The sequence below is a fragment of the Candidatus Competibacter denitrificans Run_A_D11 genome (genome assembly GCF_001051235.1).
GTDB classification, from domain to species: Bacteria; Pseudomonadota; Gammaproteobacteria; order Competibacterales; family Competibacteraceae; genus Competibacter_A; species Competibacter_A denitrificans.
The window spans coordinates 79,001-102,114 of sequence record NZ_CBTJ020000055.1; the positions used below are offsets into that span (position 1 = coordinate 79,001).

The following is a 23,114-nucleotide window of genomic DNA, read 5'->3' on the forward strand; positions in this document are numbered from 1 at the left end:
TGTGACGATTAAATCGGCTCGGTTGGGTCGAGAGTTGCCTTGCGGAAGCGATGGGCGAAGGTCGGATCATACAGCTTGGAACGGGCCAGTTCCGGCCAGTCGGCAGCGCCCAGCGTCGGGCTGGCGACGATCATGGCCTGGCTGGCGATCTTTTCCGCCTGGCATAGGCGTTTGATGTCGGCCAGGGTGCCACGCACGATTTTTTCCTCACCCGGCCAACTGGCTTTTTGCACCACCAGCATGGGTGCATCCTCCGGCCAGCCTGCTTCGCGCAAAGCGGCTTGCACCTTGTGCAACAGGGTAATCGACAGATAAATGCACAGCGTGGTGCGGTGCGCAGCCAGTGCCGCCAGGTCTTCACCGGGCGGCATCGGTGTGCGTCCAGCCACCCGGGTCAGGATCACGGTCTGGGTCACTTCCGGCAGGGTCAGGGTTTCGCCTGCCGCTGCCATCGCCGCCATCGCCGAGGACACACCCGGCACCACCGCCCACGGAATCCCGGCGGCGGTCAGTGGCCGGGTCATCTCAATCAATGCGCCGTACAGACCGGGGTCGCCGGTCTGTAAGCGCACCACCGTCTCATGCCGCGCCGCCCGCTCGATCAGCCAGTCGGTCATCGCGTCCAGCGTCATGTCTTTGGAATCGCGGATTTCACAACCAGCCGGGGCATAGCGGGTTGCGGCCTGATCGACCAGCGAACCGGCGAACAGGATCGCGCCCGCCCGTTCCAGCAGCGTGCGACCTTTGACGGTGATCAGGTCGGGATCGCCGGGGCCAGCCCCGACGAACCAAACCTGTCCAAACGTAGTGTCAGGCATGAGCGGCGAATAACCGTCGTTCGAGCAACGCCGAGCCGCTCAAGCCCCGCAGCGACTTGGCGGCAGCCAGCACGGCGAGATCAACCAACGGTTCAATGAGAATGATCGTCAGATACGCGCCGCCGAAGGTAGCGACTTGCGTCAGATTTCCCGCACCGACGCCCTGGCCGTAAAACGCCCAGAACGCGACCCAGGCGATGATGCCGCCCTGATAAGCCAGTGACAGTTTGAAAAGCTGGCTGTAGCCGAGATCAACATACGCAGTACGCGCCGGAATGATCTTTTGCGCCAACGCCGCGATCAGGAACAACGGGGCCAGCAGGGTAGTGACGTTCATCCCGTATTGCGGCAGATCGATGGGGGCGAAAAGAGCGCCTTGCAGCAGCAACCCGGCGGCCAGGCCGAGCGCGGCGGCGGCGGGGCCGAGCAGCAGCAATAGCGTGGTGCCGAGGATCAGATGGACTTCGGAAACCCCAACCGGCGGATGCGGCAAGACCTCAAAGCAGCAAAAGGTGAGTAAGGCCGCGATCAGGCTACGGACGGTTAAGGTGATGAATCCGTGCTGGCGCACGGCTTTGAAAGCGAGCCAACCGGCTGTGGTCAGAACTGTAGCTGCGGTGGCGTAGCTGAGGATGATTTTGGCGCCATCGACGACGCCTGGTTCGATATGCATGGGCAACCCTTTTATGTTCAACCGACTTCGAACGCAAGCCATCGGGGATGAAGCAGCTAGCGGTCGAGGGGTCAAAAGTTTGCCCACCGGCCAAACCCGCGCCCCGGGGCTTGCACCATCAAGTCTCCTGGGCCGGTCTTCTGGCTTGCCGTCGATCTCGTCCGCGCCTTCCCGTGGAACCTACACAGTGGCGTTTCGCGGAGTTGTCAGGCTTACAGCAGCGGGGGCTGCGTCGGAATGGCTGGTTGTCCAGCGTCACCGACTTCCCGTTTCACACTCTAGGAGTGCACCCAAGATGGCGAGATCTTACAGTAATTCCGGGGCTATGTCGTTAGTGTGAGGAATCATGCCGTTGCAGGTAGACGGCAAAGTGGTTGGGCGTGGCGCGGGTATAGCGATCTGACGCTGTTCACGACAAGCGATGAATTTTTTGAGAGCGAGGGTGACGGCGCCATTAAAGAGTCAACTGGCGTTTAATTGAGGGGCTGGCGTGTAGCCAGTCCGTCTCGAATGTAAGGTTAGGGTTTTTGTGGCTTTAGCGGTAGAACCTCGCGGATTGCAGAAATAACTGACTCGGGTTTTTCTAGTGGGATACCGTGCCCGCTATCCACCCATATTTGTTTTGATCCTGGATAAAGTCGGGCGAGGTCTTTACGTTTTTCATTTGCATCATCCGCCAACTCTGATTTTTCTTTCATGGGCTGTGACGCACTGAGTACAATGACCGGTTTACCGATAAACGATGGCAAGCTCAATACATTTTCTCCTGTGGTATTGATTGCATTCATTTCGTCTCTCTCCACAGAAGATGTCGCCACACCAAAAACAAAACGGAACCAAGTGGGCCAATTTTCAGGTGAGCCTTTGCCTTTCAATTGGGCGGGATGAGTAGAATCAACAAGGATGAGTGCTGTTACCTCATCTGGATAACGCCGGGCAAAAAGTTGCATATACAAACCGCCAAGCGAGTGGCCTACCAATACATAAGGTGGGTTTAGATCTTTGCTGCGAAGCAACGAGCGCAGCTCATTAACGATATGAGTACCATCACGAGGTGTTGAAGCGGGATCACTTTTCCCGTAACCAGGGCGGTTATAGGCAAATGCTGTAATGTCTTTTGATATTTCTGGAAATACCTTTTCCCACCAGTTGATTTCTCCCCCAAGGCCATTTTCAAAGACAACCGTTCCAGTATCGTGCTTAACGAGAACATACTCGACTTGTCGATTATTGATATTTTCCGTTAGTGCGCCTTGTAGCGTTGTGCAGCCAGAGAGCAAAGCCACCATCAGAAAGGTAATACATTCAATGAGTAATTTGGTTTTCATGTGATTTTTCTTGTAGCCACTCGGATTTTTCTGAAGTGTGTCATAAGACCAGCGATTGCGAATATTGCACCAATTGCTGCCCATACTGGCCCAAGTTGCCCGAAAAATACCGCCACCCAGGGAATTTGAAACACGTTGTGGATAGCGTTTTAGCAGTTCTGGGAATTAATGAGTGAGGAACATCGTGCTTACTCGGAATCTGATCTCGCCGCAGTTTCTTGGAATGAAGAGGCCCAACACCTGAGTTAAGCAGAAGTGCGCAGCAGCATTGCGTTGTGGTACACGCTACCATAAACGTCAGACCTGCAAAGCATTTTCGGTTTGAACGATTTGTTAGCCTGCACTTTCTAGTTTTCCGCCCATCTTAAGGTAGCAAATGGCAATGACTGCTTTTACTACGAGCATGGTGAAGAAAAAGACTACGGTTTTGATTAATGTATCTTGATCGAGCGAGGTATTCCAAACCTTAAAGGTTAGTACTCCTGCTCCAATGCTAAACAGTGTAGAGATCAATCTGTAAAGAGGCGGCATTATAGGGACACATCCGCAGCATTTTAGCAGGATTTCATCATCTCGATCTTTTCGCCAGTCTAAAGAAGCAAGCTGGGAGAAGCCAATTTCAACTTGGCTATTACATGAGGGGCATGTGATTTTCATAGTGCAAGCTAACGAATGAAAGGGGCTTTCCTGTCCAGAACCGGTTGCTGTGCGGCGAGCGGCAATGAGTGCCAAGATAGGGTAGCGAATCTCATCAACGGACTCGGGAGGGGAAATCATGGCTATTGTGTATGTCGGGATCGATCTTACCAAGAACGTGTTCGCGGTACATGGGGTGGACGAGCACGGCCAGCCGGCCCTGGTGCGTCCGAGCGTACCGCGCCAGGCTGCACGAGTTGATCGCGAGTTTGCCACCGTGCGTGATCGGCATGGAAGCCTGTTCGGGTGCCCACCACTCCTCGCCAAAACCAAGACCGACGCCATCAGCCGCTGGGCGGCGGCGCTGGAACAGCGCCGGGGGTATTGGAAGGCGGTCGTGGCCATCGCCGCCAAGAATGCGCGTCTGGCGTGGGCCGTGCTCCATCAGGGTGAACGCTTCGCCCTGCCGACCTGATGACAACAGCGCCTAAGCGATATCCCCCTCATCTCGCCCCCACAAGGAGAAGCTTCTCACCCATCATCCCGCCACCCAGTGACCTCTCGCGTTGATGATTTAGGTTGGACCTGTGTGGGGAGTACCTGTTGAACTCTGGGAGGCCGCTTAGGCGATCCTCGATTCACGAATGAGGCCCCCGCGCGCGTCTTTCATCAGGGTCCGTGGCATCAAAGCCGCATCAATGACCGGTTGTAGTTTCTCCAGTCCGCACCTGATTCACTGCTCAGCGCTCAAGACCCTGGCTCGGCGGTTTAACATCCGAATACACTCATCGACGAATCGCTACGCTTTTCGTCGTGGCCGGCTTTTGCTTGACTTCCGGGAAAGCCCTTGTAGTTCGAGCTAACCGGACCCGCTACGGCAAGCGCCGTAGCGGGCCGGTTGAGCGAGTTGTTAGGCATTACTGCGCTGGTTTGCACGCATCGCCTTCAGTCGACGATAAACAGTGTAGCGCCAACTTCAGTGCGCGAACGGTGCGGTTCAGCTCCGTCGGCAACCTGGTAGCTCATGCCCGGCTTCAGGATGAATCTGCGGCCGTCTTCAAGCTCGGTTTCGAGTTCCCCGTCCAAGCACAGCAAGATGTGGCCCTTGGAACACCAGTGGTCGGCGTCGTAGCCTCGTGAGTACTCAACCATGCGCACTCGAATACTCCCGAAGTTCGCTGTGCGCCAGTAGGCGACCCCGGTGGTTCCTTTATGCTCGGTGCGAGGAATCGACTCCCAGTCGGTGGTGCCAAAGGGTATGCCTTCCATCTTCATGATCGGTATCTCAGAGGTGCTCTTGGCGCGGCGGCGGTTCGTGGATCTGGGGTCTGGTCGCGGTGGCGCGAATCGGTTCGTGTGTGATGCCTAACGACCAAGGTAACCCGGCGGCGGCCAAGAACCTTTGATTTCAGAAAACGCCCGATCCGCCGCTCGGGTTGACCGCCTTGTTCGCCCTTCTCTCGTCACCGCTCGTCGTCGATTGGAGTATCGAGCAACGCATGATGGAACTGGTCTTGATAAAGATCAAAGCCCTCGATAAGCCGACCAAATCGGCCGTGTCCTGAAAAACCTGCTAGCGCGGCGATCAAGTATTTGAAATCATCAAACTCATGGTTATGTGCAAGCTGTGCCAACACCATTGACCTGCCGAGGTTGTTTGTGGCTTGAAATTCAGTTGCAAGATCGGCTGGACAAGGTACGGCGATTTGTGATTGGGAAGACGCGGAAATTAGACCGGCGTGAATGAGCATCAGCAACGCCATCTTGCCGCTGGATTTCTGCGATAGTGCCAACAGATGTGGGGCTACGGCGTACATGGCCTCTGAAGTGTCGCCCTGATGCTGAACGTCATTGATAATGTCGCCGAGCAATTCGTCATTCATGCCAGACAGGTATGCGGTGGCGAGCCACGAGACGACATCGGTGGCAGGCATCTTGTACGCCGTCCTCAATGTGTTCCAGCGGTCGTCATCCAGGGAGAGTGGCATGTTTCTTTGATGGGCGAACAAATGATTATGCGGTTCCAGTATATTTACGATTTCTCAATCCATAACATCGTAATATTATAATTTTTATAAATTTAATAGCCTTCATATTTCTCAAAAACTCTATAAAACTTGGGTTATCTTGGCTGAGCCAGCAAATTATACACCCGCCTCCAATCAGCCGATTACACGCCCAAGACTGGCATTTAGAAAGCAAACCGTCCAACCAGTGGGCAGTGATCGGACACCGCCAGCAGCGGATCGGGATGGGCGCGGTCGGCGGCGCGCGTGCGCCCGAAGCGACCAAGCGCTACTTTTTCAGCAATGGCGTTGGTGGTTCCGCTGACGGCGATGCCATCCAAGCCGACCGGATTGCGGCAACCCAGCGCAGCGGGGTTTCGCAAGACGTTGGTTTCATCCTCGGTCAGTAGCCGGGTTTTAGCCGCTTCGCAAAGGGGCGCCGATGGACCCTCCAGGCACCGAATAGGTAACAAGGTGAGTTTGGATGTCGGCGGCTGACCGTCGTTGATCTCCCGCCACAAATTTCCAGAGCGTATCCCCGGTTGATACGGGTCGGTGGGATTCCTCACGGGCCGAACGGCCTCGCTGGGCGGTCGTGCAGCTTCCTGGGCCAAATTGCGGTTAAAGTCACCCAGCACCATCAATCGGTTGGCTCCCTGGCTCTGCTGTTCCAGCCAGGCTTCCAACGGTTGCAATTGCTCCTGCAAGACCAAACAGGGGGAATGATTGCCCGCCAGTTGCCCTCTGCCGTTCGGATCGCTGCTTTCCAGAGGCGAGACACAGCCCGATTTTAGGTGGAGATTCAGCAACCGGAGCAATTGACCATCGACCCGCAAGCCCAGCGCCAGCCCTGGCCGAGGGCGATCTTCCGGGGGTCGCGCGGGCAAAGACAACGGCGCATAAGCGCTACACGCTTCGGCAGCCTCGCCAAGCGTTCGCCGCCAGGCAAAGGCCAGACGCTGGACGCCATAGCCTTCAAAAGAACATACCTGATAATCCTGACCGCCGTCAGGCAGGATTTCCAGCACAGCCGCTTTGCCACTGACTTCCTGAAAGGCGATGACATCAGGCGCTTGCCGCTGGATCACCTCTGCGATCTGTTGGCGGCGCTTGGCGTAGGCTGCAGTGGTCGGCGGAACGATGCGGTGATTTTCCTGATAGACATCGCACGGAGGAATCCGGGCGATATCCCACTGGATCGGCGCATCTCGACCCCATCGCAACTCCCAGCCGGTGGCGGGGCCACTGGGACTGGGTTTCCACAGGCCATCGTTTCGGTCGCGGGCAAAACGGCCGCTACAGGCATCAAGCCATTGCCTGAACAGCGCGTTGTCCATGTGCCAACCGAGATTCCAGGTCATCACCGACAACTCGCGCGCCTGAAGCGCACTGCTCAGCAGGAGCGCAAGGAGTGGCACGACCCAGTATTTAAGCGAACGGTTTTGCACGAGATTGACCAATTCCACGCTCCTCAGCATAGAGCACAACGCTATCGGCACCGAAGGCAAACCTCACCATCGCGCGGCACACTGCTAAATCTTGCAGATTTCCGGCCGCCACCGTCAGTTTGACAAAACCGCATTGGCCGCAGGCGGCAAAGCCAAGAAAGCCGCCGGGATGAATTTCCTCCTTCATCCACTACACTCGCACCGATGCCGCACAACTTTCGCAGCCGGTGACTTGAGGAAGAAGGCCGAATTCCATCACGCTCTCCCAGGAGCTGAAAACGGCTTATGCCTTATGGGGCCAACGACCCCCCAACGCCTCAGACAATTCCTTGCAGTGCTGGTGCAGCACCTCGACGATCTTGGCGGTGTTGATTTTTTCAAAGCGGTATTTAGGGCCGGAAACGCTGATTGCGCCGCTGAGCTTTTGCTCGACGGTAAACACCGGGCAGGCAATCGCGGCGGTTTCCGGGTCGCGTTCGCCCAGCGAAACCGCAAATAGCCGTTCACGGATCTGGTCGTATTTGGCGCCGCTGAGGCCGTTAAACGCCAGGATGACATGGGCCGATGCGCCCGCCGTCAGCGGCAAGCGCGCGCCTTCCTGGATGGAATCCCGAATTGCGCGCGGCGAGTCCACCCGATGCAGGCAGACCCGTTGATTGTCGTCGCGGATGAAAAAAGACGCGCTTTCCTGCAACTCATCGACGATTTTCCGCAGCACCTGCGGGACGAAATCCGCCGTCTTGAAGTGCTTCTGATAGAGTGACCCCAAAAATAGCGGTTTCGGCCCCAGTCGAAACGCACCGTCGTCCAGCCGTCGCAGATAGCCGAATCGCTCCAGCGATTCCGCCAGTCGCAGCGTGGTGCTTTTGTAAAAGCCTACCCGCTTGGATAGCTCGGTCAACGTCAGACTTTGATCCGCTTCCTTGAAAGCATCGAGCAACGTCAGCGCCCGGTCAACCGCAGCTACACCCCCCTCGTCGCTCATAGATTGGCCTCAATAATAAAATGAAATTCTATTCTCTGATTATGGCAGATTTCAGCCCCGCTTGACAGCAGCGATCAACTTACCACCGCTTGGTAAAAACTATTTTTATCAAATGGGTAGCGGGTGATAACTTTGTCGAGCTATTCATATAATATTCCATTATATTAGAATCTAATTTTGTCAAATAAAACGACTTTATAGGGGATCTGAGGAGTTGCCATGTCATTTTCCAGATCGATTCACTTAGCCCGCAAATCCTTAGCCGCCGATCAGGAGCCGTTGGTTTGCACCCCGCTGGTTGGGGCGACCGAGGAAGCCGTCGCGCGGGAATTGGCCGTGATCCTGCCCAAGCGCCCGGATTTGCTGGAATGGCGGGTCGATTTCTTTTCCGGCATCGCCGATAGCGGTCGGGTGGTGGCGCTGGGCCAGATGATCCAGCAACAGGCCGGCTCGATTCCGCTCATTTTTACCCGCCGCTCGATCCGCGAGGGCGGTCAGCCGATCCCGTTGACTGAAGAGCAGGTGTTCGAGTTGTATGCCGCCGTCTGTGGGGCGGGCTGCGTTGATTTGTTCGATTATGAATTGAGCATCGAAGCGCGCTATTTCCGCCAGGCGGTGGCGTTGGCCAAGGCCACTGACTGCCGGTTGATCGCGTCGTATCACAATTTCCAGGAAACGCCGGATGCGCCCACGCTGGTGGCCCAATTCATCGCTATGGAACACGCCGGGGCCGATGTCGCCAAGATCGCGGTGATGCCAAAGGACCTGCGCGATGTGTTGACCTTGCTGGAGGCCACCCTGACCGCGCGTCATCGCATTTCGCTGCCGATCATCAGTATGTCGATGGGCGCTTACGGCTCGCTGAGTCGCCTGTTTGGCTGGCTGTTCGGCTCATCGGTCAGCTTCGCGGTGGGTGAACAAAGCTCGGCACCGGGGCAAATTCCCATCGAGCAATTGCAGACGGTGGTGCAGATTCTCCAACACGCCCTCAAGGGCCAATGAGTGCGCGGTGATGCGCCGCTGGTCAGCCTGTGCGGTTGACGGCGCCATGAGGGATCGAGAACCGGCCGTATCCGCTGGCCTGGTGAAAGGCAGTTTGTGGATGTTGGCGGCGGGTGTGTTGTTTTCGGCGATGGCGGTGCTGGTCAAGCTGGGCGCGCGCGATTTTAGCTCGGTCGAATTGGTGTTCTACCGCTCCTTATTCGGTTTCCTGGCAATTTTGCCGGGCGTCTGCTTCAAACGACAGCGCTTGCGCACGCCGTACTGGCGTTGGCACCTGTCGAGAAGCGTGCTGGGTACGGCGGGCGTGTTTCTGCATTTTTTCGCCATCGCTACGTTGCCGCTCGCTACCGCCGTGACCTTAACCTACACCGCCCCACTATTTCTGACCGTGCTAACGCTGCTGACCTTCCGCACCCGGCCCGGTTGGGTGCTGCTGAGCGGGATCGCGCTGGGCTTTGTCGGCGTGGTGTGCCTGCTGCAACCGACGCTGGGACGCGAATTGCTGTTCCCTGCGCTGCTGGGCTTGATGGGCGGCTTGTGTGGCGGTTTGGCGTTTTTCAGCACCCGCGAATTGGGCCAATATGGCGAGCCGCCCTGGCGGGTGGTGTTTTACTTCTCGGCGGTTGCAACCGTGGCGGCGGGCGGCTGGATGCTGTTGCACCATCCGCGTCTGCCCAGCCTGGCCGCAGCGCCGGTATTGCTTGGCATCGGCGCCAGCGCCACGCTGGCCCAACTGGCGATGACGCGCGCTTACAAGGAAGGTCAGGTGCTGATCGTCGGCAGCTTGAGTTATTCCACGGTCGCGTTCACCAGCCTGCTGGGAATTGTGCTGTGGAACGAATGGCTTACGCCCAGCGAATGGGTCGGGTTGGCCCTGATCGTCGCCAGCGGTGTGATCGCGACGGTCGGTTCGCAGCATCAATCCGCGCCGCCGACTGGCGACCGTTGCGCAGCGAGCTGAGACGTGCTGGATATTCTGGCGATCACCGGGCCGATTTATTCGTCGAAAAACCGATTATGAAAGCGCTGTTTATCGCGCCCCCGATAGAGGGTGAAGTCGCTATCGACGCTGGCGATATCCCAAATCTTGATCCGATCACACAGCGCCACCAGAGAAGCATCGGCAAAGTCAGCGGGGAGATCAGCGTACTTCGCCAAGAGCGCTCGAATCTGGGGTAGATCGTCAACCGTACCGGTGTCGATGCTCAGCGCCTGTTGCGCCCAGAACAGGAAGTCGTGCTGGGCTTCGCCGGAGAAGTCCAGCACATAAACCACTTCAGTGATTACCGGCAGAGTAGTCAGCAACGGTTGCCGGTTGCGCTCGACAAAACGCACGGCCGCCGCGTGATATTGGTCAGAACGATCAAATAGGGCAATCAGCGGCCCGCTATCCAGCACGATGCCGCGCATGGAGCCGCTCGCCGATGATCTGTTTGCGCCGCTGGCTGCGATCCGATTCTCCGCTGGCATAGCGGCCAAACAGCGTATATCCCAAGGTATACGGATCGGCGGGTTGCGCTTCCCGCTGGAGTTTTTCACAGATGGCTTGGCGAACGAATTCCGATAGCGGGATACCGTCTCGTTCCAGTCGCTGTCTCAGTTCGGCTTCCAGCGCTTTTTCCAGTCTTAATGAAACGGACATAGGAGCTACTTTGTAATACAAGAATGTCCGACGAAGTATAATCAGTATGACCAGCAAATACTATCACCCGCAAATTCTGCAAACCATCGCGGGCGCTAACCGAGGGAGGGCTTGGCCTCGCCGCGCACCACCTCGCCAACATGTGCCATCTGCCGCACCAGCGGATCGACGGTTTCCACCGCGACGGTGTGCCGCACGACCTCATCGCCAGAGCGGCGGAATCGAATGAAAAAGGCGGCATGGTAGCCGCCTTTTTTCAAGCGTGTGACTGCGTTAGGAGTTTATTGCACGCCGAGCAACGCTAGCATGATCCCACCGGAAATGGCGGTGCCGAACACCCCGGCCAGATTCGGCCCCATCGCGTGGAAAATCAGGTGATTATGCGGATTGGCCTGATTAGCGACGATATGGGAAACCCGAGCCGCAATGGGCACCGAGGCGATGCCCGCCGAACCGATCAGCGGATTGATCTTGTCCTTGAGAAACAGGTTCATGATCTTGGCGGTGATGACGCCGGAGGCGGTGCCGAACAAAAAGGCCAGCAAGCCCAGCACCACGATCAAGATCGTGTCCCAGGTGAGGAATTTGTCAGCCGCCATCGTGGAGCCGATGGCCACAGTCAAAATAATAATGATGATGTTCATCAGCGGCCCGGCGGCGGTTTTGGCCAGGCGATCAGTGACGCCCACTTCCTTCAGCAGGTTGCCCAGCATCAGCATGGTGATCAGCGGCGCGACCGGCGGGAAGAATAGATTGACGATGATGGCGATGACGGCGGGGAAGGCGATTTTTTCCAGTTTGCTGACCTTGCGCAGTTGCGCCATTCCCATCTTGCGCTCCTCAGGGGTGGTCAACAGCTTCATCACCGGCGGCTGGATCATCGGCATCAGCGCCATGTAGGAATAGGCGGCCACCGAAATCGGGCCGAGTAGATGCGGGGCCAGCTTCACCGTGACGAAAATCGCCATCGGGCCGTCTGCGCCGCCGATGATGCCGATAGCGCCCGCTTCGTTGATGGTAAAGCCGCAGAGCTTGGCGAGAATCAGCGCGACAAAAATGCCCAGATGCGCGCCCGCGCCTAAGATCACCAACTTGGGGTTGGCGATCATCGGGCCGAAATCGGTCATCGCGCCCACGCCGAGAAAGATCAGCGGCGGAATAATCAGCTTGGCTACGCCTTCGTAGGCATAGTGAAACAGGCCACCTTCCTTCACCACATAGAGCAGCGCCGAAACTGGCGGCCCGCCCGGCACATCCGGCGGCCCTGGCACGTTGGCGACGATGCAGGAAAAACCGATGCCGATCAGCAATAAAGGTTCGTAATGTTTGGCGATGGCCAGATAAATCATGGCCCCGCCAATGGCGATCATTACCAGATTGCCAAAACTAAAGTTGGCCGCTCCGGTCTGTTGCAGCAGTGCGTCGAAAAAAAATAAAATTTGCTCAAACAATGCTTATCTCCCCAGCCGTGATTTTTCGCTTTGCAACCACACCGCGTGGATAGGCGGCAAACATTCAATGGCCGCCTTCGCGCAATTTTTTCTCGTCGATCTCTCCCAAGCGGTTCAGATAAGGAAAGAGCGAAAGCACGAAGCCGATGCCGGAAATCACCACAAAGCTGAGAAAGAAATCAATAATACTCAAGACGATAGCACCATACAGCGAATCAGGAATCATCGGGATTGACCTTAACGGAAATGGGGAGGATGGTGACGGGTCGGCGGCGCTGAGCGGCCAGGTCTATCAAGCCGGTCAGGCGGAGAGATCCAGTAGTCGGCCCCGGATGCGCAACGCCAGATCGCGCAGATCACCCGGTTCGCGAAATGCCGCCAAGGCGGTATCCGCTTCCTGCCAGTTTTCATCGTAAATGCAGCGCCGTGCCGCCATGGCGAAACGCTCGTAGGGCGTTCCAGTCGCCAATTCAAGCAATTGCTCGATGTCGGCCCGCGTCTCTTCCAGCACCGCCAGATCGGGCGCGGTTTCTTCCAGCGCTCTGACGCGCCGCGTCAGCGCTCGGAGATCGTCTTGCACCGTTCCCAGCAAGCTCAGCACTTCGATCAGCACCTCCTGGAGCGTCTGCTGATCCTGAGCCGTTTCGAGGCGGCGTATCAAGTGCTCGGTGGATTGTTCTTGCCGGGGGCGTTGCATGGCCGATTCCTTACGGGGTTCATCGCGGACGTTGAAAACCTCCACTTTCTACCGGAAGCCCTGTAAAGAAGCCGTAAAAAATACGGCGCTCTGTGTAAAAATTGCGTAAAAATCAGCGAGCACGTCGGGCCGCTTTAGTGGGGTAAAACCGCCCGCTCAGGCAGGGCAGAAGCGATAACCGACGCCAGTTTCGGTGAGCAGATAACGAGGCCGCGTCGGATCGACTTCCAGCTTTTGCCGAAGATGCCCCATGTAGATGCGCAGATAATGGCCGCGCTCGACATAGGCCGGCCCCCACACCTCGCGCAAGAGCTGGCGGTGGGTCAGTACCTTGCCGGGCTGGGAAACCAGGGTTGCCAGCAGCCGGAACTCGATGGGCGTCATGCGCACCGGCTGGTCGCCGCGCAATACTTGGCGGTGCTCCAAATCCACGGTGGCTTCACCGAAGATCACCATCGCCGCGCCGCCTGGCTCGCGCGCCGTGCGTCGGCATACCGCCCGCACCCGCGCCAGCAGTTCCGCTACCCCGAACGGCTTGATCAGATAATCATCGGCCCCGGCATCCAGTGCCGCGACCTTATCGTATTCCTCCACCCGCGCCGACAGCACCAGAATCGGTAGAGTGCTCCAGGCGCGCACATCGCGGATGAATTCTAGCCCGTCCCCGTCCGGCAAACCCAAATCGAGAACCACCAAATCCGGCTTGCGGGTGCCGGTTTCCGACAAACCGCGTTGCAGGGTATCCGCCTCGCACACCCGGCAACCCTCGCCCTCCAGCGCGGCGCGCACAAAGCGGCGGATGGCTTGTTCATCCTCGACGATCAGCACGCTCAACCCCATTTCAGCAGACGCCATCATCTCGGCTCCAGCTCCAGCTCCGGTTCATCCTCGGTTTCCAGCGGTGGCAAGGCTTCCAGCGGCAAGCTAAAGGTGAAACAGGCGCCGCCGCCGGGCCGATTCTCCGCTCGAATGTGGCCGCCGTGCGCCTCGATGATGGCCCGACAGATCGACAGGCCCAAGCCGACGCCCGGTACGGGCGATTCATGCTGACCACGGGTGAATTTTTCAAATAAGTCCAGCGCCTGAGCGGAGGGTAAGCCCGGCCCCTCATCCCACACCTCCACCTTCAGCCAGTCGGCTTCCGGTCGGGCGGTCACGCCGATGACCGCATCAGGCGGGGTGTATTTAGCTGCGTTTTGCAGCAAATTCACCAGCACCCGTTCAATCAGCACGGCATCGCAATTCACCAGCGGCAACTCCGGCTCAAGCGCCAGCCGCAACGGATGGTCGCGCAAAGGCTGTTCCAACATCCGCACCGCCGATCCCACCAATTCTTCCAGTGATTGCCAGTCTTTGCGCAAGCGCACCTCGCCCACGGCTTGCAATTTGGCCATCTCCAGCAGGTTATCGACCATCAACGCCATCCGCGCCGCCTGCTCGCGAATGGTTGCCAGCGACTCCTGAGAAGACGGCGGCGCGGCTCGCCATTCCAGCAGCAGAGTTTCCGTCAGCCCCAGCAAGGCGGTCATTGGCGTGCGCAGATCGTGCGACAAGCCTGCCAGCAGCGCATTCCGCTCCCGTTCCGCCTCCATCTTGACCCGCGTGCGGTGCGCCACAGTGGCAAAATGCACCCGCTCCAGCACCATAGCGATCAACACCGCCAGGGTATCCAGCAGTCGGCGCTGCTCCAGGCTTGGCGGCTGCCGCCGTTCGGGTTCCACCACCAACACCCCGCGCGTGCGCAACGGCGCGCGCAGCGGCAGGTAGAGCAGCGGCGCATCGGGCAAGCAGTCAGTACCAAGCCCAATGGGCGCGCTGCGGTCGAAACACTGCTGGGCGATGGCGAAATCCACCGCCGGTGGATCGGCTTGCGTGGGTAGCTGTTGCAAACGCTCGTCATCGTCCAGGGTGAGCAACTGGGTTTTAAGCCGCAGCCGGGCTTTGATGCACCGTTCGCTGACTTCGCCCACCTGTTCGACCGACACCGCACCCGACAGCCCACACGCGATCTTGTAGAGATGCCGGGCGCGTTCCTCGCGGGCGCGGGCGATGTGGGCCTGGTAGCGAAAGCGAGCGGTCAATTGGCCGACGACCAAACCGACGATCAGCATGACGATGAAGGTCAGGATGGCTTGCAGGGTGTCGAACGCAAACGCGAAAGTCGGCGGCACAAACACGAAATTGAACGACAGCACGTTGAGCACCGCCACCAACACTGCTGGGCCGCGCCCATAGCCCGCTGCCACACCGACCACCGCCAGCAGAAACAGCATAACCAGGTTGGCGTGATCGAGATACGGTAATAGCGGTATCGCCACTAAGGTGACGCCCAGGGAAACCAGCAGCGCCAGCCCGTAACCTTTTAACCACGCTAACGGGCCGAGATCTCCGCTCGTCTCATCGGGGCGGATCGATACGGCAATACGCTTCTGGTGAGGGTAGATCACGTTGGCCAACCGCTTTAGCGCCAACTGGAACCCAGCCAGCCGTTTACGTAGCCACCTTAACTGGCTGCAACTAGCGAAGCTGTCGATGCGAGCGGTTGCTTGCGTCTGAATCCAGGGGTTTGAGCGGTCTCTTGGCATTGCTATAACAGCTCGCGGCGCACCAAAGGAGCGGCCCGGACACGTTTTCCAGGCGCCGATTCGGGCGAGTTTTGGTCAGTTTATTTTTGGCAGGTCAATGGCCTGCGGAAAGCTTGAGACTTTATACGGCACGAAACCACCTTTTTATATGCGGATAATAATTCAGCTTGAATTAATCTTTGGGGTTTATATGTCCTATGTAAGCATTAGGAAAATGCGGGCTAGCAAAGGATCAGCGATTGTCACAATACACCAAAGGTTAATACGTTGCAGTGGGGTAAACCAATGAGACGCTTGGTTCTAGTCACTTCGGTGGGTTTGATGCTAGCAGGTCCGCCAATGGCGGTGCTAGCGCAGCCGCCAGCGGGCCGTTTGCTGGCTTCTCAGTGTGCGCAATGCCACGGAACCAACGGCCAATCGGTCGGCGGCATCGATAAATTGGCAGGCGAAAGCACTCAGGAAATTTATCAAGAATTATTGGAGATGAAATACACCAATAAAACCAACGATATCATGCATCGCCAAGCCAAAGGCTATAACGAATCCCAGTTGTGGTTGATCTCCCAGTACTACGGCAGTTTGAGCAATGTCAGGGGCAGTACGAGCACTAGCCAAGGTCAGGAGAGTACGGGAAAAACCGCCGATGACGACGATAAGAAGGACTGAAATGCGCGGTTTCTTTAACACCTCCGTTCACAAGTCCTCGTGATCCGCGATTAGGAACAATCTCATGAACATGATCTCTCGTCGCCGCTTTCTGACATTAGCCGGGGCATCCGCCGCCTTGGCCGTTAACTCGACAATTTTGCGCGCCCAATCCGCCACCCCTGCCAGCGTCATTGTCGTCGGGGGCGGGTTCGCCGGAGCCACTGTCGCCAAGTACTTACGCCTTTGGGGCGGTAACAGCGTCACGGTGACGCTGGTGGATACTAACCTTGCTCATGTCTCCTGTATCTTGAGCAACTTGGTTTTGAATGGCTCGTATAAATTAGCGAATATCACATTCGACTATACGGCGCTTGGCCAAAAATACGGCGTCAAGTTCGTGCAAGGACGAGTGGAGGGCATTGGTGTGGCCGGCAACCGTCGCTCGGTGACGCTGGCCAACGGTCAGACCTTATATGGCGACCGGATTGTCCTGGCGCCTGGGATCGATTTTGATCCCATACCGGGTCTCGATCCCAATAAGATTCCACACGCTTGGGTGGCTGGCCCCCAAACCACGTTACTTCAGCAGCAGATTGCAGCGATGCCAGCCGGTGGTACCTTCGTCATGACGATTCCGCCAGCGCCTTATCGGTGTCCGCCCGGCCCTTATGAGCGCGCCTGCCTGGTGGCTGATTATCTCAAGCGCAACAAACCTGGCTCCAAAGTCGTCGTGTTGGATGCGAATCCAAGCATCGTCGCCGAACCCCATACCTTTACCACCGCGTTTACGCAAACCTACGCCGGTCTGTTGAGTTACCGGCCCGGCGTGAGCATCGTATCGGTCGATTCAAATGCCCGCAGTGTTCAGACCAACCAAGGTTTATTCGCAGCCAACGTGCTCAATGTCATTCCGCCGCATCGCGCAGGCCGCATCGTCGCTAACGCCGGCCTCATTCCACCGGGTAGCCGCTGGGCCTCGGTAAACCCGCTGAGCTACGAATCGACTCTGATGCCGGGTGTGCATGTCATTGGCGATTCACAAGGCACCGGTCAACCCAAATCCGGCCATATCGCCAACGCCGAGGCGAAGGTCTGCGCAGACGCCATCTTGCGGGCTTTCGCCGGCGAGCAGCCCGACCCGGCGCCGATGACCAATTCAGCCTGTTACAGCCCAATCACCGCGACCACCGCATCTTGGCTCACAGCCGTTTTTGCTTACGACGCAGGCAGCGGGACGATGAAGGTTGTGCCAGATTCTTTTGGTGAGGCCGCCACGCCCACTAAGGATAATTTTGAGGATATGTTCGACTGGGCACGCAATCTGTTCGCCGATACCTTTGCATGAACTCAATGGCCCAAACGCTGGTTTGGGCCAAATCTCTCCTAATGGTTGTGACTTTCTTTGACTTGGCAGCGCATCACGGCTCAAGAATCATTGGTGATACGCTCATTTTCAGGGCTTTTGGGTCAGCGGATCGGCCGGCGATTGATCGACGAAAATCAGTCGGTCGGTCGCAAAACCCAGCGTCTGCGCCTTTGCGACCAGAGTGTCTTTCAGCTTCTCATCAATGGTGGGATTTCTGGCCAGCAGCCAGAAGTAAGACCGGTCCGGCCCGGATACCAGCGAATACTGGTAGTTGGCCTGATCCAGGGCAAATATGACGTAAGCGCCATAAAAAGGACCGAAGAAGGAAACCTTTAAGTACCCCTGATCGGGTTTTTCCACAAAGTACGCTTTGCCCTCGACAGACTGCCAAGCGCCATCAGCGGCGGAATAACCCCGATTGAGCACTGAGATACCGCCATCCTCGCGCAATTGATAGGTCGCGCTCACCCGGCTTAGGCCCCGCTCGAATGAATTATCCAAGCGGGCAATCTCGTACCAGGTGCCTAAATACCGCTCGACCTCGAAATGATCGACTGGCTTAATCCCCTCCGGAACGCTCACGCAACCGGTCAATATGAACCCCAAGGCCAAGATAAATTTTTTCATAAAATCAAGTGCGTTTTCCAAATGTGTTTTCTGAGAGCCTACCTAAAGTTCAATCCTTCCGCCGTTTTAAATGCAGATGCGCTCGAATCCAATCGGTTAAGTGCCAATGCGGCACTTCGGGAAACGGCACATCGGGCGATTGATGTAAAGCGTCCTGATAGAGCGAACTCCAGTCGATATCCTCAAAGCGTATCTCCGGCAACAGGATGGTTAGCAGCCCCCTCCTTTCAGTGGTAAGAGGACGCCCATGTTGCAGATCGAACTCTTGTAATACGCGCTGGGCGAGGGGATCGCCAAATTGTTCAGCCAGCTTCCAGATTTCTTTGGTCTTATCGCTGCCTTCATGGAAGGCTTTGCAGCCAATTTCGTAGAATACCTCACGATACGCTGCATGAACTGGTGCCTGCGAGGGCAATAAATCGGTCAGCCAATCCGGTTGCAGTTTGGGTGCATCATGGGCCATTGCGCGAAAAGCCACATAGCGGGTAAAGGGCAAGTGAGGAGTACCGGCCACGGTTTGCAAGCGCTCGATATGCGAGTGGCTGAGTTGGTGCTCCGCCCGCCAAGCCGCCAGTAAAAATCTGGCTAAAAGTAAGTCTGCCGCAAACTCTTCGTCGGGCCGCAGGGTTCGAGCCTGCTGAAAATGGGTATAGCGGTCAACTTGCTCGGTAAAGCGATATTTGGCAAACGGCAATTGCGCCACGTCCGAGCACTTGGAATAGTCAAGCGCCCAGGCGAGCGGGTGGCCTTGTTCGGCGGCCCAGCTTGCGTAGCGATTCGCGTTACGCTCATCACCCTCTGCACGGAAATGTAAGGTCAGGGCAATAAAGGCGGGATACCACATGGATGCGGCAGAGGCATGAAGCAGCCGGATACCCTCGTCTTTATCGCTGGGATGGCACAGCAAATTATGCAGGCCCGCGAGAAATTGGGCGATGCGATCATCGTCATCCGCCAGCGCATGGATTCGATCAAGATCGCCCCACAGGGTGGCGTAAAGTTCCTCCGCGCGGTTTTTATGTAATGTTGCAGATATTGTTGTTAGCATGGCAGCCCCCTTCAGCAGAAACGGCTTACGTCGTTATCAGATCGTTTCAACCGGGATCTTTGAGTAAAACCTATCCTAATTGTATTAGACAGCACCCGGCCCGAAAGGTGGCGCGGGGAGGTCAGCGGCGGTCGGCCAGAATCACGCCCACCACGCCGCCCGCGATCAGCAGGAAACCCAGTACATTGGTTAAGGTCACCGGTTCACCGAGCGCCAGGGTCGATGCCAGCAGGCCGAAAGCCGGTACGCCCAGGCTGCCGAGCGAGGTGGTAATCGCCGGTAAAGCGCGGTTAATGGTCAGCATGGCCCAGAAGCAGAACGCCGTGGCCAGCGGGCCGTTGTAGAGCAGTACCCAGCCCAGTTCGACCGACCCCTGCCAGGGTCGATCCGCTTCAAAAACCAGCGCCAGCGGAACCAGCAGCGCCGACGCCACGCTGAATTGCCACGGCCCCAAGGACAGCGGCGAACCCTGCCAGTGATGGCGGCGGACTTGGACGATCAAGAGCGCCCACGCCAGCGCGGCGGCGAGCAATAAGCCGTTGCCGAGCAACACATGTGGATCGCTCCAGTCGAAACCGGAGGGATTGAACAGCACCGCCACGCCACCCAGCCCGCAAAGCAGACCATACAACTTGATCTGGTTCAGCCGCTCGCCCAGCAGATGGATGGCCAGCGGTGTGACCCACAGCGGCGTGGTGTAGGCCAGAATTGCCGAGCGACCCGCCGGCACGAATTGCAGGGCGACGGTGGTCAGCGCCATGAATGCCGCCATCTGGATCGCACCCACCGCCAGCACAATCGGCCAGTCCCGCCGACTCGGCCAGCGCAATTCGCCCAGCATGGCCGCGACCCCGAACAGAATGACCGCACCCATCACCATTCGCGCGGCGACAAAGCGCAGCGGCGAGATGAAATGCAGGCCGACTTTCATCACCGGCCAGTTCGCACCCCATAAGATGATGACAAAGAGCAGCAGCACCAGCGCCGTGCGGGGTGAGACGCCCGAGCCTGTCGGATGGGCGGCGGACGGTGAAATCGTCATGGTCGGCAGGCTTTAATCCAGCGTTCTGTGGAAGGTTTTAAGACTGAGCGCCAGCACGGCGGCCATAAACAGCAAAATCGGCCAGATAGGCCCCTACAGTAAATCCAGGCCGTTGCCCTTGAGCAGAATGCCGCGAAATCAGAATCAAAAAATGGGTCAGCAGTATCGCCAAGGTGCAGGAAGTGGCAAGTTTCAACGGGAGGTGGTGGCTATCGTTTATTCTCTCTGTAGGGCTTGCACCAAGGGGTCGAATGGTCTCGGTGAGGTCACTTTTAACGTAACTGCACATTAAATATACAATTTGGTATAATATAAAGAATACTGGTATAGTAAATATTATTTTTTTCGTGGAAAAAATCAGTATCTAAGTAACTTTTATGAGGAAAATCTTGCTGTTCCCACTAACCTGAGTTTTTCTCGCCATTGATCCATGCGTTCTCGCAACAGCTTAAAGCTTCTTTGTAGGGGCCGTATAGTTTGTCAAGATGGCCTCTAAAATTTTAGGCTGCGATTTCAGGATCGCTCCGATTGTTCAAGCACGATCCCTTCAATAAACTGAAGGTGTATCAAGATTGTTGATAACGAGGGTTTAAATGAAAAAAAAGCATGTTGCATTGATTACCGCATTAATGAGTTCAATAGCTATGACTGTCCAGGCGCAAGCTATACGGGATACCATTACTATTGCAGCCGGTTATGCGCCTTATCCAATGGCGGTTGCCATGGCAGAGCAGTTCACTCAAGCCGATAAAACCAGAAAAACCCCGAATATTCAATCAACCAGCCCGGAGTTGGCATATAAGCAATTTTGTGCTGGTGATGGCCCTGATACTTTGGACGCGACCGTCGTTTTGCGCCCTATGACGCCCGCCGAGGAAGAGTTGTGTGCGAAGAATGACGTTAAGGATTTTGCAAAATTCAAGACCGGTCTCACTGCTATCGTCCTTGGCTTTCTTGGAAATCCGAAAGATTACCCCCACCTGACTCGTAAGGAACTCTTCCTGGCGATGGCGAAGGATATTCCAGACCCACAAGGGGGCAATAAATTAATACCGAATCCTTATAAAACTTGGAAGGAAATCAACCCAGCATTTCCAGATACCAAGATTCAAATTTGGAACTCCACACCGGTTTTTGCTTACTATCCGGTGGTGCTGAAGCAGATCATGACTGTGGGTTGCAAGCAAATGCCAAGCTTGCAAGCGTTGGAAAGCACTGATCCCAAAGCGTTTGAAGCGGCCTGTACTACATTTCGCAAAGATGGTCACTACAACGAATACGATAGCCTTGACACGGTTCGGGCTAAGCTTGGTGACGGAATCGGTATATTCTCAGATGCTTTTGCCAACAAATTTGCTTTGAATAAATTAGCTATTGATGATGCTGATCCGTTACCAGGTAGTATCAGTCACAACGTATATCCGCTGATCAGTCCGCTGATCATCCAGGTTAAGAAAAGCCATTTCAAAACTGTTACCGGCTTAAAAGAGTATATGACCGAGGCCCTTTCGGATAAGGCCATCTCGCATAAGGGCTATTTGCTTGAACAAGGTTTGGTCCCGTTGCCGGCCCCAGAATTGCAGAAGATGCGTGCTGAACTTGAAGCGCTTCACTAAATAAGTCGTAATCGGTTCGGCCGCACGGCCGAACCGTCAAAGTAGCGCCCTCATCCCCTGTCGATTCCCCAATGTTGGGGAGATTCAGCGATAACGCTTAAGGCTCGCTGTCGGCCCCTGGCTTAGCTCATAAGCCTGTCTGAACTACCTGGCGTTTAGCCAGCGCAGCACATCGTTCCTTATACCAACTAGATCGATCAACCGGTTACTCTATATCATAATTAGTTTGGTCTCAGGGATAACAACAAGATGTTTGCGCTACTTCGTCGCTCCATTCCCGATACGCCGCTACCCTCCAGGCGGGAAGCCTTACGCACGGCTGCCGCTAGCGGCGTTGCCGTGCTATTAACCAGCCTGTTGTCGGCCTGGCTGGCGCCAGCGGATCTAGGACCGGTGTTGGTGGCGTCTATGGGCGCATCGGCGATCATTATGTTGGCTTTACCCACTAGCCCGCTGGCGCAGCCTTGGCCAGTGATCGGCGGTCAGTTAATCAGTTTTGCCATCGGCATCACCATAGCGCGCTGGATTCAATGGCCGCTATTAGCCTGTGGTTTTGCCGTGTTGCTGGCGGCCCTTGTAATGATGCGCCTGCATTGCCTGCACCCACCGGGCGGTGCAGCGGCGCTGATTCCGATTTTGGCCCATTCTCAAGGGCAGCAGCTCAGCTATAACCATCTGCTAGCGCCTATGGCGCTCAATGTTTTCTGCCTGGTGATGCTGGCGTGGGGACTCAATTATCTGCTCGGTCGTCCGTACCCACAGCGTCAGCACTCGCCACCCGCCAACCCGCACGGCACCAGCGATCCGCTACCGAGCGCCCGTACCGCTTTACAAGATGATGACGTACTGGCGGTATTGGCTGAAGAAACGGTGATGCCGGATATTGGTGCCTCTGATTTGCGGCGGTTGCTGGCGCGGGCCGAGAATACCGCGCTGCATCGGGTGTTTGGTGAGGTTCGTTGCGCTGCGTTGATGTCGCGCGAGGTGGTGACGGTTTCCCCCAAGCAGTGGGCGGGGGAGGCGTGGCGATTGTTGCGCCGACATAAACTGCGCACTTTGCCGGTGCTCGATTCCGCCGGTCAGTTGGTGGGGATGATCGCTCTGGTGGATTTCCTGAAACGCATTCCGTTCGAAGGCTTGCAGGAGGATGCACACGCGATGACAGTTTGGCTATCAGGAAAACAGGCTAAAAAACCGTTGGTTGAAGACGTGATGACCTCTAATATCCAGACGGTGCGCGACGATCAACCCCTGCTTGATCTGGTGCCGATGCTGTCAGATCTGGGCTTCCATCAGTTACCGGTTGTCGATGTGGGCGGCCAGCTCGTCGGTATCATCACGCAATCTGATGTGATTGCCGGATTGTATTGGGAGTTGACTCGGCAGGTGATGGAAAAGCCAAGCTGAAAGGGGAGATCAATGCGGATGAAAAGCGATTTGCGTTGCAGAACTCCAGGATGGATGATGATCTTGCGTCATCATGGGGCAGTATCGAT

General features: G+C 56.6%; 26 protein-coding genes, 2 pseudogenes and 1 riboswitch. Of the genes and pseudogenes, 8 read left to right on the plus strand and 20 right to left on the minus strand.

The window, feature by feature from the left end; all coding sequences use genetic code 11:
* Nucleotides 1-8: 8 nt before the first annotated feature.
* The 4 genes from cobM to BN873_RS20110 all read right to left on the minus strand — a co-directional run bounded on the left by cobM (nt 9) and on the right by BN873_RS20110 (nt 3,596).
* Entirely contained in the window at nt 9-818 is an 810-nt protein-coding gene (cobM, locus tag BN873_RS12025) for a precorrin-4 C(11)-methyltransferase (RefSeq protein WP_048673971.1), read from the minus strand.
* Nucleotides 811-1,491: an energy-coupling factor ABC transporter permease gene (locus BN873_RS12030; protein ID WP_048673973.1), complete on the minus strand. Its 681-nt coding sequence runs from the start codon at nt 1,489-1,491 to the stop codon at nt 811-813. The genes cobM and BN873_RS12030 overlap by 8 nt, the downstream gene beginning before the upstream one ends.
* Before the next feature lie 113 nt (nt 1,492-1,604).
* Nucleotides 1,605-1,800, minus strand: a riboswitch (cobalamin riboswitch).
* A gap of 209 nt (nt 1,801-2,009) precedes the next feature.
* Nucleotides 2,010-2,819 carry an alpha/beta fold hydrolase gene (locus tag BN873_RS19520; RefSeq protein ID WP_082161247.1) on the minus strand — a complete coding sequence of 270 codons (810 nt, stop codon included), beginning with the start codon at nt 2,817-2,819 and terminating at the stop codon, nt 2,010-2,012.
* Nucleotides 2,820-3,152: 333 nt separating this feature from the next.
* On the minus strand, nt 3,153-3,596 hold the full coding sequence (locus tag BN873_RS20110; protein WP_171820465.1) for a hypothetical protein: 444 nt from the start codon (nt 3,594-3,596) through the stop codon (nt 3,153-3,155).
* Between BN873_RS20110 and BN873_RS19525 the strand changes: the two are divergent.
* Together BN873_RS19525 and BN873_RS21355 are read left to right on the plus strand one after the other, a co-directional pair.
* Nucleotides 3,595-3,772: pseudogene (locus tag BN873_RS19525) on the plus strand (IS110 family transposase); the annotation flags it as partial. The gene BN873_RS20110 and the pseudogene BN873_RS19525 overlap by 2 nt on opposite strands.
* Before the next feature lie 14 nt (nt 3,773-3,786).
* A pseudogene (locus tag BN873_RS21355) lies at nt 3,787-3,930 on the plus strand (IS110 family transposase); the annotation flags it as partial.
* 470 nt (nt 3,931-4,400) lie between these two features.
* On the opposite strand, the gene BN873_RS12050 reads toward BN873_RS21355, so the two are convergent.
* The 5 genes from BN873_RS12050 to BN873_RS12070 form a co-directional block, all read right to left on the minus strand.
* Complete coding sequence (locus BN873_RS12050) at nt 4,401-4,730, minus strand: DHCW motif cupin fold protein (RefSeq protein WP_048673980.1); 330 nt, start codon at nt 4,728-4,730, stop codon at nt 4,401-4,403.
* Between the two features lie 188 nt (nt 4,731-4,918).
* A complete protein-coding gene (locus BN873_RS12055) occupies nt 4,919-5,389 on the minus strand; it encodes a hypothetical protein (protein WP_139031702.1) in 471 nt (156 codons plus the stop codon).
* Between the two features lie 257 nt (nt 5,390-5,646).
* Nucleotides 5,647-6,921 carry an endonuclease/exonuclease/phosphatase family protein gene (locus BN873_RS12060; protein WP_171820466.1) on the minus strand — a complete coding sequence of 425 codons (1,275 nt, stop codon included), beginning with the start codon at nt 6,919-6,921 and terminating at the stop codon, nt 5,647-5,649.
* Nucleotides 6,890-7,096 (minus strand): hypothetical protein, encoded by a 207-nt coding sequence (locus BN873_RS20400; RefSeq protein WP_048673987.1) that lies wholly within the window; start codon nt 7,094-7,096, stop codon nt 6,890-6,892. The genes BN873_RS12060 and BN873_RS20400 overlap by 32 nt, the downstream gene beginning before the upstream one ends.
* Nucleotides 7,097-7,192: 96 nt before the next feature.
* Nucleotides 7,193-7,894 carry an IclR family transcriptional regulator gene (locus BN873_RS12070; RefSeq protein WP_048673988.1) on the minus strand — a complete coding sequence of 234 codons (702 nt, stop codon included), beginning with the start codon at nt 7,892-7,894 and terminating at the stop codon, nt 7,193-7,195.
* Between the two features lie 219 nt (nt 7,895-8,113).
* On the opposite strand from BN873_RS12070, the gene aroD reads away from it, so the two are divergent.
* Nucleotides 8,114-8,896, plus strand: a complete 783-nt coding sequence (aroD, locus tag BN873_RS12075; protein ID WP_048673990.1) for a type I 3-dehydroquinate dehydratase — start codon at nt 8,114-8,116, stop codon at nt 8,894-8,896.
* A gap of 10 nt (nt 8,897-8,906) precedes the next feature.
* Entirely contained in the window at nt 8,907-9,857 is a 951-nt protein-coding gene (locus BN873_RS12080; protein WP_242434424.1) for a DMT family transporter, read from the plus strand.
* Nucleotides 9,858-9,892: 35 nt separating this feature from the next.
* Here BN873_RS12080 and BN873_RS12085 read toward each other — a convergent pair whose 3' ends face one another.
* The 8 genes from BN873_RS12085 to BN873_RS12110 form a co-directional block, all read right to left on the minus strand.
* Nucleotides 9,893-10,306: a type II toxin-antitoxin system VapC family toxin gene (locus tag BN873_RS12085; RefSeq protein WP_048673992.1), complete on the minus strand. Its 414-nt coding sequence runs from the start codon at nt 10,304-10,306 to the stop codon at nt 9,893-9,895.
* A complete protein-coding gene (locus tag BN873_RS20405) occupies nt 10,284-10,538 on the minus strand; it encodes a hypothetical protein (RefSeq protein ID WP_048673994.1) in 255 nt (84 codons plus the stop codon). The genes BN873_RS12085 and BN873_RS20405 overlap by 23 nt, the downstream gene beginning before the upstream one ends.
* 95 nt (nt 10,539-10,633) lie before the next feature.
* Nucleotides 10,634-10,798 (minus strand): hypothetical protein, encoded by a 165-nt coding sequence (locus BN873_RS20410; protein ID WP_171820467.1) that lies wholly within the window; start codon nt 10,796-10,798, stop codon nt 10,634-10,636.
* Between the two features lie 21 nt (nt 10,799-10,819).
* The gene (locus BN873_RS12095) at nt 10,820-11,989 is read right to left on the minus strand and encodes a sodium ion-translocating decarboxylase subunit beta (protein ID WP_048673995.1); all 1,170 of its coding nucleotides are present in this window, start codon (nt 11,987-11,989) and stop codon (nt 10,820-10,822) included.
* 64 nt (nt 11,990-12,053) lie between these two features.
* Nucleotides 12,054-12,215, minus strand: coding sequence for a hypothetical protein (locus BN873_RS20415; RefSeq protein WP_171820468.1), 162 nt, complete (start codon nt 12,213-12,215; stop codon nt 12,054-12,056).
* A gap of 75 nt (nt 12,216-12,290) precedes the next feature.
* Nucleotides 12,291-12,686 carry a hypothetical protein gene (locus BN873_RS12100; protein WP_139031704.1) on the minus strand — a complete coding sequence of 132 codons (396 nt, stop codon included), beginning with the start codon at nt 12,684-12,686 and terminating at the stop codon, nt 12,291-12,293.
* A gap of 156 nt (nt 12,687-12,842) precedes the next feature.
* Nucleotides 12,843-13,526: a two-component system response regulator KdpE gene (gene kdpE / locus BN873_RS12105; protein ID WP_048674075.1), complete on the minus strand. Its 684-nt coding sequence runs from the start codon at nt 13,524-13,526 to the stop codon at nt 12,843-12,845.
* Nucleotides 13,527-13,540: 14 nt separating this feature from the next.
* Complete coding sequence (locus tag BN873_RS12110; protein WP_082161249.1) at nt 13,541-15,271, minus strand: DUF4118 domain-containing protein; 1,731 nt, start codon at nt 15,269-15,271, stop codon at nt 13,541-13,543.
* A gap of 285 nt (nt 15,272-15,556) precedes the next feature.
* Between BN873_RS12110 and BN873_RS12115 the strand changes: the two genes are divergently transcribed.
* On the plus strand, nt 15,557-15,937 hold the full coding sequence (locus tag BN873_RS12115; RefSeq protein WP_139031705.1) for a c-type cytochrome: 381 nt from the start codon (nt 15,557-15,559) through the stop codon (nt 15,935-15,937).
* Nucleotides 15,938-16,001: 64 nt separating this feature from the next.
* On the plus strand, nt 16,002-17,264 hold the full coding sequence (locus BN873_RS12120; RefSeq protein WP_048673999.1) for an FAD-dependent oxidoreductase: 1,263 nt from the start codon (nt 16,002-16,004) through the stop codon (nt 17,262-17,264).
* A gap of 108 nt (nt 17,265-17,372) precedes the next feature.
* Here the strand turns inward: BN873_RS12120 and BN873_RS12125 are convergent, their stop codons facing one another.
* The 3 genes from BN873_RS12125 to BN873_RS12135 all read right to left on the minus strand — a co-directional run bounded on the left by BN873_RS12125 (nt 17,373) and on the right by BN873_RS12135 (nt 20,002).
* A complete protein-coding gene (locus BN873_RS12125) occupies nt 17,373-17,912 on the minus strand; it encodes a lipocalin family protein (RefSeq protein ID WP_048674001.1) in 540 nt (179 codons plus the stop codon).
* A 49-nt stretch (nt 17,913-17,961) separates the two neighbouring features.
* Nucleotides 17,962-18,960 (minus strand): hypothetical protein, encoded by a 999-nt coding sequence (locus BN873_RS12130; protein ID WP_139031706.1) that lies wholly within the window; start codon nt 18,958-18,960, stop codon nt 17,962-17,964.
* 121 nt (nt 18,961-19,081) lie between these two features.
* A complete protein-coding gene (locus BN873_RS12135) occupies nt 19,082-20,002 on the minus strand; it encodes a DMT family transporter (RefSeq protein ID WP_048674006.1) in 921 nt (306 codons plus the stop codon).
* 593 nt (nt 20,003-20,595) lie between these two features.
* Between BN873_RS12135 and BN873_RS12140 the strand changes: the two genes are divergently transcribed.
* Nucleotides 20,596-21,618, plus strand: coding sequence for a PstS family phosphate ABC transporter substrate-binding protein (locus tag BN873_RS12140; protein WP_139031707.1), 1,023 nt, complete (start codon nt 20,596-20,598; stop codon nt 21,616-21,618).
* Nucleotides 21,619-21,867: 249 nt separating this feature from the next.
* Nucleotides 21,868-23,025, plus strand: coding sequence for an HPP family protein (locus BN873_RS12145; RefSeq protein WP_048674011.1), 1,158 nt, complete (start codon nt 21,868-21,870; stop codon nt 23,023-23,025).
* Nucleotides 23,026-23,114 lie beyond the last annotated feature (89 nt).

What these genes read in the sequence shown, in the direction of transcription:
- BN873_RS20400 (WP_048673987.1), bottom strand. Translation starts at nt 7,096, where the DNA reads ATGAAGGAGGAAATTCATCCCGGCGGCTTTCTTGGCTTTGCCGCCTGC.
- BN873_RS12055 (WP_139031702.1), bottom strand. Translation starts at nt 5,389, where the DNA reads ATGCCTGCCACCGATGTCGTCTCGTGGCTCGCCACCGCATACCTGTCT.
- BN873_RS12125 (WP_048674001.1), bottom strand. Translation starts at nt 17,912, where the DNA reads ATGAAAAAATTTATCTTGGCCTTGGGGTTCATATTGACCGGTTGCGTG.
- BN873_RS12070 (WP_048673988.1), bottom strand. Translation starts at nt 7,894, where the DNA reads ATGAGCGACGAGGGGGGTGTAGCTGCGGTTGACCGGGCGCTGACGTTG.
- BN873_RS12145 (WP_048674011.1), top strand. Translation starts at nt 21,868, where the DNA reads ATGTTTGCGCTACTTCGTCGCTCCATTCCCGATACGCCGCTACCCTCC.
- BN873_RS12130 (WP_139031706.1), bottom strand. Translation starts at nt 18,960, where the DNA reads ATGCTAACAACAATATCTGCAACATTACATAAAAACCGCGCGGAGGAA.
- BN873_RS12050 (WP_048673980.1), bottom strand. Translation starts at nt 4,730, where the DNA reads ATGAAGATGGAAGGCATACCCTTTGGCACCACCGACTGGGAGTCGATT.
- kdpE (WP_048674075.1), bottom strand. Translation starts at nt 13,526, where the DNA reads ATGGGGTTGAGCGTGCTGATCGTCGAGGATGAACAAGCCATCCGCCGC.
- BN873_RS20415 (WP_171820468.1), bottom strand. Translation starts at nt 12,215, where the DNA reads ATGATTCCTGATTCGCTGTATGGTGCTATCGTCTTGAGTATTATTGAT.
- BN873_RS12120 (WP_048673999.1), top strand. Translation starts at nt 16,002, where the DNA reads ATGAACATGATCTCTCGTCGCCGCTTTCTGACATTAGCCGGGGCATCC.
- BN873_RS12100 (WP_139031704.1), bottom strand. Translation starts at nt 12,686, where the DNA reads ATGCAACGCCCCCGGCAAGAACAATCCACCGAGCACTTGATACGCCGC.
- BN873_RS12030 (WP_048673973.1), bottom strand. Translation starts at nt 1,491, where the DNA reads ATGCATATCGAACCAGGCGTCGTCGATGGCGCCAAAATCATCCTCAGC.
- BN873_RS20110 (WP_171820465.1), bottom strand. Translation starts at nt 3,596, where the DNA reads ATGATTTCCCCTCCCGAGTCCGTTGATGAGATTCGCTACCCTATCTTG.
- aroD (WP_048673990.1), top strand. Translation starts at nt 8,114, where the DNA reads ATGTCATTTTCCAGATCGATTCACTTAGCCCGCAAATCCTTAGCCGCC.
- BN873_RS12140 (WP_139031707.1), top strand. Translation starts at nt 20,596, where the DNA reads ATGAAAAAAAAGCATGTTGCATTGATTACCGCATTAATGAGTTCAATA.
- BN873_RS20405 (WP_048673994.1), bottom strand. Translation starts at nt 10,538, where the DNA reads ATGTCCGTTTCATTAAGACTGGAAAAAGCGCTGGAAGCCGAACTGAGA.
- BN873_RS19520 (WP_082161247.1), bottom strand. Translation starts at nt 2,819, where the DNA reads ATGAAAACCAAATTACTCATTGAATGTATTACCTTTCTGATGGTGGCT.
- BN873_RS12080 (WP_242434424.1), top strand. Translation starts at nt 8,907, where the DNA reads ATGCGCCGCTGGTCAGCCTGTGCGGTTGACGGCGCCATGAGGGATCGA.
- BN873_RS12085 (WP_048673992.1), bottom strand. Translation starts at nt 10,306, where the DNA reads ATGCGCGGCATCGTGCTGGATAGCGGGCCGCTGATTGCCCTATTTGAT.
- BN873_RS12110 (WP_082161249.1), bottom strand. Translation starts at nt 15,271, where the DNA reads ATGCCAAGAGACCGCTCAAACCCCTGGATTCAGACGCAAGCAACCGCT.
- cobM (WP_048673971.1), bottom strand. Translation starts at nt 818, where the DNA reads ATGCCTGACACTACGTTTGGACAGGTTTGGTTCGTCGGGGCTGGCCCC.
- BN873_RS12115 (WP_139031705.1), top strand. Translation starts at nt 15,557, where the DNA reads ATGAGACGCTTGGTTCTAGTCACTTCGGTGGGTTTGATGCTAGCAGGT.
- BN873_RS12135 (WP_048674006.1), bottom strand. Translation starts at nt 20,002, where the DNA reads ATGACGATTTCACCGTCCGCCGCCCATCCGACAGGCTCGGGCGTCTCA.